Raw genomic sequence first — 13,424 nt, 5'->3', positions numbered from 1 at the left:
ACCTTTCAGTGCAGCTTATTTTTATGATTTAAGTCCCAGCATTTTCATTACAATCGGAATACCTTTTCCTGCACGCGCTTCATCGAAATGCAATTCGACAGCTGCAGCCGCACTACCTGTGGAGACACCACTTTTTGCTTTCTCACCGAGCTTTCTTCTTTCAGGTTTACTGAATCCTGAAAATGTTCTTCTCAGTAAAGGCAGCAGTTGTGTGAATGTATCCTGCTCCAATTGGTTCATCCAGTTATTCACCACTGTCCACAGATCATTATCTACTAACAATAATGTACCACTTCCTTTTAAGAAACCTTCCAGCCATGCCGCAGCTACAGCAGGAGAATTGGCAGTAGACATCGCGAAGCTGAATGCTTTGACCAGTTCTGCGCCTGTAATTTGTCTGTGATCAGATAACAAGCGGGTAGCATATCCACCGATCACAGGCGAAGTGTTATTATTATGTGCGATATAAGATAATGTCTGTTGCCATTGTGTAGTGAGATCATCCTGTTGCAATAGGAGGATTGCATCGTTCATATTGTAGAATAACTCTAACAGCTGTGTTGCCGCATCTTCTGCAAGACTTGTACAGGCAGTAGGTAAACTGATGCAGATACGGGTGATCATACCATTGATGATACCTTCTACCAGTGCAGCATCTGTTTTCCGTACGTTACCATATCTGCTGATTTGTACAAGGTTTGGCAATACCGTCATCAGCTGCATTACATCGCCTGTTGCAGCAGCTAGGTTATTGATCTGCCGGATTAATAAATCGACGGCAGCATCCAGTTCTGAAGGTATCGCGCTTTCCAGTAAGTCGCATACTTCTTTCAGGGAAGTTGCTTCCTGTGCACGATATTTTACATAACTGTTGGTGGCTTCTTCTACCGTGTTGCCCCAGCTACCTCTTTCAATGATATCGATAGATAAAGAGGGATCCCATTGCAATCGCCATTGTTCCTTGAATGTACCTTTACCAGATACATCATAACGATCCCCCCATTTAATACCCAAGAGTTCAAGACGATGCAGGAAGATACTTCGTTCCAGGTCGTTTTCTTTTCTGAGGTCTAAAGTGTAATCTTTGAAATCGGCTGTCTGTGGTAAGCGCAGTTTCTTTTGTAGTTTTTCGATATCAGTCTGCAATGGCGGACGAGGTACATCGATAGGTACGTCACCAATCTTATCACTGACGATCAAAGATTTCTCGATCAGTTTGATCAGGATGTCTTCACCATTACAGAGTACACTGAGTGTTGCTTCATTTAGCTCTTCCAATCCTGGTCTTGGTAAACCACGAAGTGATGCTAATGCTGTGGCAAGACGAACTGCTTCCATCACATGTGCGACGGAGATATCTTTTTGTTCTTCCCTGAACAGTCTTGCTACGCGAGCCATCCAGCGGGTACCATCATCAGCGGGATAATTCCAGATATGCTCATACCAACCGGGTGAATTAATGCCTGCACCATAGCCACTGTTGTAACTCAAACGGTTATATGTCCAGGGTACCCACGATACCGCTGTTTTTACTTTTGGTAATCCTTTGAGCAGTTCATTATCATCTTTTGCTTTAGGCATGTGCGTGAGTGCAGGCGCATGCCATGCACCACATATCACTGCAATCTCTGTGTACATTTCTTTTTCTGCCTGACGGATGGTTTTACGCATCCATGCTTCACGCAATTGTTCTTCTCTATCGTAGGGGAGAGGAAGGTCTGTACGCAGGGCATGCATGCCTTCGGTGATGGCTTCGAATACCTGTTCCTCATCCTGGCGGTATTCGAATTCATGTTCCCACCAGGTTTCTTCTTCTTCAAAACCAGCAGCAGCAGCCAGCCATGCGATAGGATTACGCCTGAGTGTTTCTGCATCAGGAACCACCACATTATTATTCAAAGAAGAATCAGCAGTGGGTTGATGCCGCAGTTCAAACTGATGAGCCATTGGCAGATCCATGAATTTGACAGGGATCTTATTTTGTCTTGCATACAGGATTGCCTGCCATTCCGGAGAAAATTCCGAGAATGGGTAGAACACAGCTTTCTTTGGATCATCGGGTTGGAATACGAGAATTGCTACCGGTGGTTTCAATTCATCATGTCCCACCCATTCCAGTATACCATCAGCATCTGGCGGGCCTTCTACCAGCACGATGTCCGGTTTGATCTTTTCCAGGGCAGAGCGTACTCTCCTGGCAGAACCGGGGCCATGGTGCCGTATGCCCAGTATATGAATTGACATAGTATACGTTTACAGGTCCCGGAATGCCCGGTAAATATCTTTCCACTCTTCTCTTGTTTTGATGACAGTCTCAAGGTATTCCTGCCATACAATTTTATCCTGCACGGGATCTTTAATCACAGCACCGATAATACCTGCAGCGATATCGGCTGCTTTGAGAGAACCATCACCAAAGTAAGCAGCCATGGCCAGGCCATTGTTCACTACAGAAATTGCTTCGGCAGTGCTGAGTGTACCACTTGGTATTTTGATCTTGGTCTTACCATCGGCAGTGATACCGCTACGCAGTTCGCGGAAGATGGTTACGATACGACGGATCTCTGTCAGGGCTGGTTTCTCAGCTGGCAGGTCCATTACCTTTTCATAACTTTCTACTCTTCTCCTCACGATGTCGATCTCTTCTTCCATGTTGTCAGGAACAGGGAGAATAACAGTATTAAAACGGCGTTTTAAGGCGCTGGAAAGGTCGTTTACACCTTTGTCCCTGTTGTTGGCTGTCGCGATGATATTAAAGCCTTTTTGGGCCATTACTTCAGTATTCAGCTCAGGGACAGGCAGTGTCTTTTCAGAGAGGATGGTGATGAGGGTATCCTGTACATCTGCACCGATACGGGTCAGTTCTTCGATACGGGCGATCTTACCATCTTTCATGGCACGCATTACCGGAGTTTCCACGATAGCGCCCAGGGTGGGTCCTTCTGCCAGCAGACGGGCATAGTTCCAGCCATAACGGATAGCTTCTTCACCAGTGCCGGCGGTACCCTGTACGATCAGGGTAGAGTCGCCACTGATAGCAGCAGCAAGATGTTCGCTTACCCAGCTCTTGGCAGTACCAGGCAGGCCGTATAACAGCAATGCCCTGTCTGTAGTAAGAGTGGCTACTGCGATCTCCATGAGACGGCGGTTACCAATGTATTTAGGCTGTATTTCAAATCCATTTTTCAGTGTACCACCAATGAGGTAAGTAACTACGGTTTGTGGAGATAATTTCCACATGTAAGGACGCTTTTCAGTATCCTGCTTTTGCAGTTCTTCCAGTTCCTGTGCGAACAGTTGTTCCGCGTGTTGACGTAAAATGTTGGACATTTTTTATCTGCTTAAAAAGGTGATCATTTTTTATTGATGAAAGCTTTATTGATGGCTGCCTTGCAGGTCAATAATCTTTTGATGTGTTCTGTCGTATTGTTCCAGGTAGCCTGATAGGCGGGCAATTCAGGTGCGAAACTTTCCAGCTCACCTGCTATTGACAAGGGTATATTCTGTACCTGCTTGTCAAAGAAATTGCGGTTGTACTGGTAAGGGTTTTTAGCAATCCATTTGAATAGTTCTCTGGTCACAGGAAGTCCCCATTCATAATCACGTTCGCTGAGAAAGCGGATCAGAAACTGTGGTTCTTTTTCAAAGAATCTCAGTGCATAGGCTTCCTGTTCGTGAACGGGTAAGGCATCCAGTGCATCTTTGAAAAACTCTTTGCTTTCTTTCAGGATCAGCTGCAGCCATTCCAGGTCTTTGAAGCGGATGGCGGCTAAACCCAATGCCTGATTAAATTGCTGTGTGAGCTCAGTATTGTTGAAATAAGTGATTACACCTTTCTTATCTGTTTGCAGATAATTTTCCCACCATACAGGTGGTACATATGTTGTGAGCTGATAGAGAATGAAAGCATCATCGCTTACGCTTTTTGAACTGCTTAATAACTGGATGCCTGAATCAGCAATCCGCTTATCAGAAGGTAGTTGCAATTCGATGTCCAGCGACTTCTTATTCAGCAATCCTTTTTTAGAAGGTGTGATGCTATGCTGCAATAACTGCCAGTAAGCCTGGATGATAGCAGACGTGGGGAGTTGTTTGAGCAATGTCCATGTTTCGTCTTTTACTTTCGAGCTTTTGTCGGTGAGCAGTGTTTCCAGCCAGGGTACATCTTCTTCACCTGCATTGATCTGCAATACCTTCAGAAGTTCAGCACGGGTAGCAGCGTTTTCCTGTGACCAGGTTTGTTGCAGCCATTCTCTGGCTTGCACAGGGTTTTCCTGTCTGATTGAAGACAGTACCTGTTTGCGTTCTTCCAGTGATCCTGTTTGCCAGCATTCTTCGTTGGTGTCAGCCTTTTTGAAAGCCCATGCCGGATTGAGTTGGCCGAGCCATTCACCTCTCTTGCCACAAACGGTGACAGCGATATTTCTCCATTGTTTTTCCCTGATGGCCATATCCATCAGGGTAGGAATGAATTCAGGAGGCGCCAGTTGTTGTGCTGCGGCACAGGCTTCCATCCAGTAGAGAATGAGTGCCTGTAGTCCCATGTCGATCGCAGTGTGTAATGCCTGCCATGCAGCAGGATTACAATAGGGCAGTACTTCGGCAGGTGCAGGTTCGAGGGTGACACTGCTGTCTTGTAGTGCAGTGACGCCACTCTGGCGATAGTTGAGCGCAATAGCGGCGAGGTGCAGAAACTGTGTTTCCACATCCAGCGATTTATTTCCCAGTACGGTATCAGCTACGGCAGATAATGCAGGTGGGAAATCGTCTTTGCGCAGTTGCTTTTTGCCTGTACCTAACAAGACGGTGTTAACAATATTATTCCACATAAGTTTTGTCCCGCGATTACAATAGTTTATAAGAGCCGTTATGCCATGCGCCTAAAGGTTCGTATTGTTGTTCTTTGCCCAGCAGTGCCATGTTCAATGGTTGACCACCACTGAGGGCGAGTAGTTTCCAGATGTTTGCATAGCCTGCTTTCAGGGGCATCAGTCTTTCTTCCTGGTCTTTTAGCCACCATTGCAGATTGTGCTGAACAGGTGTTAATTGCTGTACAATGTAAGGGCGCTCACTGCGTACAGGCATCTGTTCGTACAGCGAAGTTTCAGTATCTGTGACCTGTGCCCAGCCTTCCATACCTGATACTGCTGGCAGCGAAATGTTGGAGATAGGATATTTGATAATGGCTCTGAGTGGCGTAGGCGAAGGAAAGTAAACCAGTTCACCCTGTAGTGCAATACCGGGTGTAATCAATACTTCAGGACGTGTCTGGTTCTTAACATAAAACTGAAGTACCAATGCGGATTGCTTACTATGTTGACCATAGAGCCAGTAGCGTTCTGTGATCAGGTTTTCTTCTTCATTGATCTGTTTACTGAGTACCAGCCAGGTGTCTTTGATACCGGGTTGTTGCTTCAGGAATTCCTGGTTTTGGGTAAAACCGATCAGGGCACGGAGTTCCTGTTGTAAAGGTTCATCTAACCCAGCACTTTGGGTATACCCCTGTACCACGAGATAGATGCGCAGGAGCTGATCGAGAAACGCATTTTGCCAGCCTTCGCTATAGAAGTTTGTTTCGCCAAGTGCACGTACCATTCCTGCAAGGCCGGCCGCTTGCGCATCGACCATTCTTCGTGCCATATTTTCCCAGTAGGCGTCTCCTTTTTCAGGTATCTGCAACAGGCCATTCCGGACGATATCTTTCATCCAGAGCATGAGTTCTGTGATGCCATCGGCTACTTTTTGCTGGCGTGCCTGTAGTCTTTTTGCCTGCGCAGTTTCGTCTACAGGTTTATCTGTTTTTTCGACTTTCTTTTCAGTGCGTTTGGACAGCCATTCACTCACCCAGGCAGGGGGTGTATTGTCCGTGAAGGTATCTTTTTGCCGGGCATAGAGGAGCATGAGTCCTATACCATGTTTGCAGGGGAATTTTCGACTGGGGCAGCTGCATTTGAAAGCTACGTTTACGATGTCTACCTGGGTTTGATACGGCTTGCTGCCGCTTCCCTGGCATTCCCCCCATAATGCGTCAGAGTTGGCGCCTTTGCTTACCCATTTTCCCGGACCTGCCAATGCGGATCCCGCTTTACGGGAAGCGTCATCCGGGGCCAAGGCGAGTACATGTTCTTCTGTCAGGAGCAATGGAGTAGATATTTGTAGATATTTATTATACAAAAATGAGCGAATATAACCTGATGTAAATGATGGTGATATACGCCAGCAGGATGACTGCATTCAGTACCAGCAGCCAGTTGTAATCAATAACGGCGTATTTCTTTTTGATGACCAGTATGATCAGGGTGAGCAAGCCTACAAAGAGCAGGGCAGGGGCTATCAGGGTCAGTTTATTTGGGATGACGAAGTGTGCACCTTCCAGTCTTTTACTCCAGGGTTGTTCGCCTGTGACAAAAGGGAGTGCGCCTACAAATACGATGATGACAAATAAACGGATGGCCGATTTTGCTGCAATTTTGCTGATCTTAAGTGCCCTTGTTTCCTTTTCCATGATTGATTAATTAGTGGTCACTAAGTTCGGGATTTAGTATTTAAAATCAATAGCCAATGGATAAGCGTTCCTACTAATAAGCTCAGGACGCTGAGAATGGTCATCCAGGTATTTTCAGCCGCAAAGCCACCGATGAATAACCAGCAGAAAAAGTAGCTATGAAACCATGCCGGTACCAGCCAGGTGATGAAGGGTAAGTTCAGTGGTTGTCGTTTCATTTTAATTATCTCAATTGTTGTTAGCATTGCAAAGAAAAGGAGGGTAAATACTAGCTTATCTGCGCTCAGGATATTAAAATGATCTTTTAGAAAAAAAGATATGGGGAAAAGGGTGACGTATAAGGCGATTTGTGAAATGAGAATGGCAAACAGGGGAATTGCTATTTTCCAGATGTGGGTCTTTTCTAAATAGCGGGAAAAGAGGGAGTAGAAAAATACGACGCATAACCAGCCGTAGAAATTGCCCCAGGGTACGCCGAAGTATTGTGCACTTAAGGCGACGGATGGATTGATGATCGTTTCCCAGTTCCAGTGCCACATGTGGAGGCGATACGCGACTACATCCATGCTCCAGTCGATGCTTAGAGCGAGGAGGGCTTCCATGGCGGCGGCAGGCCAGGTGCGCATGTTCATACTTTCGGTAATGAGACGGGAAGTGTACATGATGATGCCCCAGCCAGCGCCGATGCCTACGGGTATGTCGCCGATCATGAGGAGGAAGTGGCCGTATCTGTAACCTGCATTGGCTCTTACGTTTACATATTCGAGGAGGAGGCCGAAACCAAAGCCGCCTAATAAATAGGCGAGTTTAGAAATACCTTGTTTCCATGCGTGGTAGAGGCATCCTAAAAAAAGAATGTACATGCATATCTCGGTAAGGGGATAGCAGATGGCGGGGGGATAGCCGTAAGGCATATCGGCAAATGGACGATTCATGTATAATTAAGTTTGGATTGGTCTGCGGCAGCAGGGAGGATTTTTCGGCTGGATTTGAAATTTCCTATGGCAGCGTTTTATAATTCTTTATTCATGTATGATGTCTTTTTTGTATCGCGAGAAAATACATATACGATCAGGGAGATGAACACACAAATTGTCACATACCAATAATACCAGGGTTCATGACCGATCTTCTTACAATACAGCGCGATGTATTCCGCAGTGCCGCCAAAGATGGCGACTGTCAATGCATAGGGTAAACCTACACCTAGTGCACGTACCTGTGCAGGGAATAATTCCGCTTTTACCACAGCATTGATAGAAGTATAGCCACTTACTATTACCAGGGCTGTTAATAATAAAAGGAATGCAGTCGTTTCTGTGCTGGCATGACTTACCGCAGTGAGGATAGGGACTGTAAATAAGGTACCTGCCACCCCAAATGTGATTAATAAAGGTTTCCTGCCTATCTTATCACTCAGCATACCACAGAGGGGCTGTATGCAGGCATAAATGAGCATGAGCCAGAAGGTGAGCACAGTAGATCTTTCTTTGGTAAGATGTACGGTATTCACCAGGAACTTCTGCATATAAGTGGTGTAGGTATAAAATGCCAATGTACCACCCATTGTTAATCCTACCACAGTCATAATCGCTCTGGGATGTTCATTGAATAATACTTTCAGGGAACCACGTTTTTCATCGCCTTTTTTTACAGCAATCGTTTCTTCCATATGCCGGCGGATGATGAGTGCAAAGAGGGAGAGGAAGGCGCCAATTACAAATGGTATGCGCCATCCCCATGCATGCAATTGATCGGGGGTGAGAAATACTTTTTGCAATACTAATTGTACCCCGAGTGCGATGAGTTGTCCGCCGATGAGGGTTACGTATTGAAAGCTGGAATAAAAACCTCTTTTATCAGGTGTAGATATTTCGCTCAGGTAGGTTGCAGAAGTACCATATTCACCACCCACACTCAGGCCTTGTAATAACCGCGCCAGCAATAATAAAACAGGAGAAAACAGGCCAGCAGTCTGATACGTAGGGGCGACTGCAATCATGAGGCTTCCCAGTGACATGAGCAATACTGACAATGTCATCGCAGTTTTGCGACCCGTACGATCAGCAATCGTTCCAAAGAGCCAGCCACCTACCGGGCGCATGAGAAAACCAACTGCAAAGATAGCTGCTGTATCCAGTAGCTGAGCAGTAGGATTTCCTTTGGGAAAAAAGGACGGAGCAAAGTAAATTGCAAATGCAGCATAGGCATACCAGTCATACCATTCTACGAGGTTGCCGACAGAACCGGTGAAGATAGCCCTGATACGAAGTAGTGTGGTCATTGATCCTTTGTGCGGGTCGATATTCATAATGTGGTGTAAGGTGGATCGTAAAAATAAGGCTTATATTGCTGTACACTAGCATTAAATTTCAAAAGAGTCATATACATGGATGCAATCACAAAAGCTAAGAAAGCCGCTGGCGAAAAGGCCGCTGCTTTGGTACAACCAGGTATGCTGGTAGGATTGGGTACAGGATCTACCGCTTACTGGGCGATTGAAAAGATCGGTCAGATGGTGAAGGAAGGATTGAATATCCAGGCAGTGGCTACCTCCATTGCTTCGGAAAAACAGGCCATCAAACTGGGCATACCGATCACTTCATTCAGCGAAATCCAGACGTTGGACCTGGATATAGATGGGGCAGATGAAATCAGTGAAGGAGGACAGCTGATAAAAGGCGGCGGTGGTTCCCTGCTCAGAGAAAAGATTGTGGCGCTGGCCAGCAGAAGACGTGTGATCGTAGGTGACGAAAGAAAATTTGTAAAGACGCTTGGAAAATTTCCATTACCAATAGAAGTCGTACCTTTTGGTTGGGAGCTGGTATTCAAAACACTGCAGGCACTGCAGGGAAATCCATCTCTCAGAACGAAAGACGATCAGCCTTATATTACCGACAACAGCAATTACATCATCGATTGTTCATTTGGCGTAATCCGTGAACCGGAGCTGCTGCATCAACAATTAAAAGCGCTTACGGGCGTTGTAGAAACAGGCCTGTTCCTGAATCTGAAGCCTACTGTGATCATTGCCTATGAAAACGGAGATGTAAAAACCATCTAAAAAGATTGAGCGCCAGACCCTTTTGAAAAACCTGCATCTTTATGTTATACACAACTATTGTCGCTATCTGGCTGGCTTCAGAGATCTTTCTGAACCGCATTTTCCGTTCCGGTCCTCAGGAAAAACAGGAAACAGACAGAAAATCGTTGCTCTGGATATGGGTGACGATTATGGCTACATTGCCGCTGGGATCTTTTTTAGCGGAATATACAGCAGCTCCGATCACGAGCTACCCTTATTTTTCTAAACTTGGTATAGCGGTGATTGTAGTAGGAATGTTATTCCGGTTCTGGTCGATCTATACGCTAGGTCATTACTTTACGGTAGATGTAACGATCCGGGATGATCACAGGATAGTACAAATTGGTGTGTATAAATATTTACGACATCCGGCGTACCTGGGATCGCTGATCTCTTTTGTAGGCAATGGAGTTGCGATGAATAACTATATTGCTTTTCTGATCACGGTATTGCCTGTAACCGGTGCATTTTTGTTTAGAATGCATGTAGAGGAACAGGTATTGATCAATAACTTCGGGGAGGAGTATAAACAGTATAAAAAGAAAACATGGCGACTAATACCGTTCGTGTTTTAAAAAATAAAAGATTATGAGCTATACTACTTTCATTCAGCCGAAAGAGGCCCTTGAAAATTTGCATGACCCCAATTTTCTGTTTGTTGATTGCAGCTATTCCCTGGCGGATAAAAAATGGGGAGTAGAAGAATATAAGAAAGCACATATTCCGGGTGCAGTATATGCAGATCTGCATTATGACCTGTCCGGCGAAATTATAGCTGGTAAAACCAGCCGTCATCCATTACCAAGAAAAGAAGCTTTGGTAAAGACGCTTTCCAAACTGGGTATTGATGCCAATGTACAGGTAGTGGTGTACGATGCGACTGCGGGTTTTATGGCGGCAGCGAGAATGTGGTGGCTACTACGTTGGGCCGGGCATGAGAAGGTAGCTGTATTGAATGGTGGTAAGGCTGTGTGGGCAGCGGCGGGTTATCCTTTGACGGGTGATATTTTGCCTTTGCAACCAAAGCAGTTTGTAGGAAATTTTAATGATAGTATGCTGGCTTCTGTGAGTGAAGTAATGGCATCGATAGAAGCGGGTAATACCTGTTTGGTAGATAGCAGAACTGCTGACAGGTATGCGGGGCAGAATGAAACCATTGATCCGGTAGCTGGTCATATTCCTACGGCGATTTCTAAACCTTTCAATGCACAGATAGGTGCAGAAGGGGTAGCAGCTCCTGCTGTATACAAAGATCATTTCAAAGAAGAATTTGCAAAGGGGAATGTTGTATTTTATTGTGGCTCTGGTGTAACGGCGGCGTACAATGTATTGCTGTCTGTATACGCCGGGTATCCTTTTCCTAAACTGTATGCGGGTTCATGGAGCGAATGGATCACAGATCCTGCACGTCCGGTAGCATAATCAAAACAAACTTAAATATGGTCATTATTGCGAAGATCTTTGTAGGTCTGGTTGCATTGGAACATCTGTACATCTTATGGATGGAAATGTTTGCGTGGGAGACTGCGGGCAAACGAACGTTCAAACAGTTGCCAGCAGAAATGTTTAAGCCAACCAAGGGACTGGCTGCCAATCAGGGGTTGTACAATGGTTTTCTGTCAGCAGGGTTGATCTGGTCATTCTTTATCAGTGATCCTGCATGGCAAAAGAATATTGCGGTATTCTTTTTGAGCTGTGTGGTGATCGCGGGAATCTTTGGCGCCCTGACAGCGGCAAAGAAAATATTCTTTGTTCAGGGACTACCGGCATTGATTGGGTTGGTACTAACTTTATTGGCGTAAAAATAAATAAAAAGAAGTTGTATCGTAACTTATGATACAACTTCTTTTATTATAGATACAACTTGTTTTTATTGCTTTACATACTTACAGAATATATTTAGCTGTACATCCCATCCATCCTTACTCTCCATATTCAAAAACGGATAAGGTGCCCAGTCATTCGCCTGCTTAATATAATAATCTATCTTAGCCTCCCTGAATATCTCCAGCAGATCCTTCAGCTTCTCCGGCTCATTCACATTGCCATGAAACTCCACAAACATATTTTTTACATTATGCAGCCTATCCTTACAATCCTTTAGCACATCTACTTCCGCCCCTTCAATATCAATCTTCAGCATATCCACCGGCTGATCCAGATAATCATATAAACGCGCACTAGGTACACTTACCTCACGTGTGACTGTGGTATCAATATGGCTGGACATATCTCCTGTAGAGGCAAAAGAAACCCCTTTATTATGTATCCATATCGCCTTTTTTTCCAGCGTAATATCAGCAAACTGACGACTATTCTCTGTCAATAATTTGAAGTTCTCCTCATCTGGTTCGAAGGCAATCACCCTGCTGGCAGGAAATAGATCTTTAAAAAAGATCACACTCATTCCGATATGCGCACCACAATCAATGATCAGCGGCTTAGCAGCATCAGAAGCGAAGGTGTAGATACCATCTCTGAACAGCTCACGGTATCCATGAATCACTTCTTCTCCTTTCTTAAAAGTAATTTTATGCTTGCCAAGGTTCATTGTCTTCAGGCTACTACCATCCGCCTTTCTAGCCTCGTTCTTAAATTGCCAAAACCTGATCCTGTCTTTTATGGACATAATATGTGTGTAATTTTGTACAAATATAAAATAGCATTGGGTTCAACTTGCTGTCATTCTAATGCATAATTCCGGCCAAATTACTAATAATAAAAAATTTAAATAACAACACCCCTTACCTTGCCAAAATAGGTTTTTTTCCATCACAATAAAAAAAGACCCATTAAGCGGGTCTTTTTTTATTGTGACTGCCAGATGGCTATCGAAATATTGATTAAAAATGCTTTCTGCTATTTCTATTGAACCACTGTTAAAGTAAAAGTGCCTGAGTCAGCAGCAGGGTATGTTGTTACGTAAGTTCCATTTGTTAAAGTGCCGGTGGTTGCATTATATTTTGCAGTCCATGTTTGTTCTGTTCCCTGGAAAATTGAATAACCGTATACAGCTACAGTACTAAATGTTAGGGTGTCATTTTTAAGTGTCCAGGTGCCAACAGCAAGTTGACGTGTATCATGAATTGTATTTTCATAAGATGCAGTACCATCCGGCCTGAGGGATACACTCCAGGCTTGTCCGGAACCTGCAGCATTCACTGAAGAACCTGTCCATAAACCTTGTATAGCTGGTGTACAAGTGTTATTAACCTCTGTTAAAGTAAAAGTGCCTGAGTCAGCACTAGGTGATGTTGTTACGTAAGTTCCATTGGATAATTTGCCAGTGGTTGAATCATATTTTGCAGTCCATGTTTGTACTGCCCCCTGGAAAATTGAATAACCGTAAACACCTACAGTCGTAAAGGTCAGGGTGTCATGCTTAAGCTCCCAGGTACCAACAGCAAGTTGACGTGTATCATGAATTGTATTTTCATAAGATACAGTACCATCCGGTCTGATGGACACACTCCAATCTTGTCCGGAACCTGCTACATTTACTGACGCGCCTGTCCATAAGCCTACTATAGTATGTTTGCACTGGGAAGTGCTATCTGTCTCAACAGGATCACTCTTTGAACAGCCTGTTTGAGATACCAAAAAAATAAAGGCCAATGCTGATAAGGTAATGGATGCAAGTACTATTTTTTTCATTTTTAATTTTTTGTCCCGCTCAAGTGTACTTTTTGGATAGGGAGGGTTATACTTTAAATTAAAGTACCAAAATAAATAATAATATAATTAATATTCAAATAAAGCTGACTGACGTTAGAAATACGGCTACACGTTATTCGAAAAGGTATCATCATAGTTGATGAAGTTGTTTATACTTTT

13 protein-coding genes are annotated in these 13,424 nt (G+C 44.5%); 4 read left to right on the top strand and 9 right to left on the bottom strand.

All coding sequences use genetic code 11. The features are described from left to right. Positions 1–21 precede the first annotated feature (21 nt). From BW716_RS07330 to BW716_RS07300, 7 genes are all read right to left on the bottom strand, one after another. Complete coding sequence (locus BW716_RS07330; RefSeq protein WP_083721882.1) at positions 22–2,244, bottom strand: DUF5682 family protein; 2,223 nt, start codon at positions 2,242–2,244, stop codon at positions 22–24. 9 nt (positions 2,245–2,253) lie between these two features. After that, positions 2,254–3,330: an AAA family ATPase gene (locus BW716_RS07325; RefSeq protein WP_083721881.1), complete on the bottom strand. Its 1,077-nt coding sequence runs from the start codon at positions 3,328–3,330 to the stop codon at positions 2,254–2,256. 23 nt (positions 3,331–3,353) lie between these two features. After that, entirely contained in the window at positions 3,354–4,829 is a 1,476-nt protein-coding gene (locus tag BW716_RS07320; protein ID WP_083721880.1) for a DUF5691 domain-containing protein, read from the bottom strand. Between the two features lie 16 nt (positions 4,830–4,845). Then, positions 4,846–6,174 (bottom strand): SWIM zinc finger domain-containing protein, encoded by a 1,329-nt coding sequence (locus BW716_RS07315; protein ID WP_235643531.1) that lies wholly within the window; start codon positions 6,172–6,174, stop codon positions 4,846–4,848. After that, positions 6,167–6,505 (bottom strand): hypothetical protein, encoded by a 339-nt coding sequence (locus tag BW716_RS07310; RefSeq protein WP_083721878.1) that lies wholly within the window; start codon positions 6,503–6,505, stop codon positions 6,167–6,169. The genes BW716_RS07315 and BW716_RS07310 overlap by 8 nt, the downstream gene beginning before the upstream one ends. 20 nt (positions 6,506–6,525) lie before the next feature. Continuing rightward, complete coding sequence (locus BW716_RS07305) at positions 6,526–7,440, bottom strand: carotenoid biosynthesis protein (RefSeq protein ID WP_143708772.1); 915 nt, start codon at positions 7,438–7,440, stop codon at positions 6,526–6,528. Positions 7,441–7,517: 77 nt separating this feature from the next. Next, positions 7,518–8,789, bottom strand: coding sequence for an MFS transporter (locus BW716_RS07300; RefSeq protein ID WP_083722015.1), 1,272 nt, complete (start codon positions 8,787–8,789; stop codon positions 7,518–7,520). Between the two features lie 105 nt (positions 8,790–8,894). On the opposite strand from BW716_RS07300, the gene rpiA reads away from it, so the two are divergent. Genes rpiA through BW716_RS07280 form a run of 4 tightly spaced genes read left to right on the top strand, consistent with a single transcriptional unit; the run spans position 8,895 to position 11,392 of the window. Then, the gene (rpiA, locus tag BW716_RS07295) at positions 8,895–9,569 is read left to right on the top strand and encodes a ribose-5-phosphate isomerase RpiA (protein WP_083721876.1); all 675 of its coding nucleotides are present in this window, start codon (positions 8,895–8,897) and stop codon (positions 9,567–9,569) included. A 41-nt stretch (positions 9,570–9,610) separates the two neighbouring features. Next, entirely contained in the window at positions 9,611–10,165 is a 555-nt protein-coding gene (locus tag BW716_RS07290) for an isoprenylcysteine carboxylmethyltransferase family protein (RefSeq protein WP_083721875.1), read from the top strand. Positions 10,166–10,178: 13 nt separating this feature from the next. Beyond that, positions 10,179–11,012, top strand: coding sequence for a sulfurtransferase (locus BW716_RS07285; protein WP_083721874.1), 834 nt, complete (start codon positions 10,179–10,181; stop codon positions 11,010–11,012). 17 nt (positions 11,013–11,029) lie between these two features. After that, the gene (locus BW716_RS07280) at positions 11,030–11,392 is read left to right on the top strand and encodes a DUF1304 domain-containing protein (RefSeq protein ID WP_083722014.1); all 363 of its coding nucleotides are present in this window, start codon (positions 11,030–11,032) and stop codon (positions 11,390–11,392) included. Between the two features lie 68 nt (positions 11,393–11,460). On the opposite strand, the gene BW716_RS07275 is transcribed toward BW716_RS07280, so the two are convergent. After that, complete coding sequence (locus BW716_RS07275) at positions 11,461–12,219, bottom strand: FkbM family methyltransferase (RefSeq protein WP_083721873.1); 759 nt, start codon at positions 12,217–12,219, stop codon at positions 11,461–11,463. A gap of 236 nt (positions 12,220–12,455) precedes the next feature. Then, positions 12,456–13,244: a hypothetical protein gene (locus tag BW716_RS07270; RefSeq protein ID WP_083721872.1), complete on the bottom strand. Its 789-nt coding sequence runs from the start codon at positions 13,242–13,244 to the stop codon at positions 12,456–12,458. Between the last annotated feature and the right edge of the window lie 180 nt (positions 13,245–13,424).

It is taken from the genome of [Flexibacter] sp. ATCC 35208 (genome assembly GCF_001975825.1).
Classification (GTDB): Bacteria; Bacteroidota; Bacteroidia; order Chitinophagales; family Chitinophagaceae; genus Chitinophaga.
This window is presented reverse-complemented; position numbering and strand designations above follow the sequence as displayed.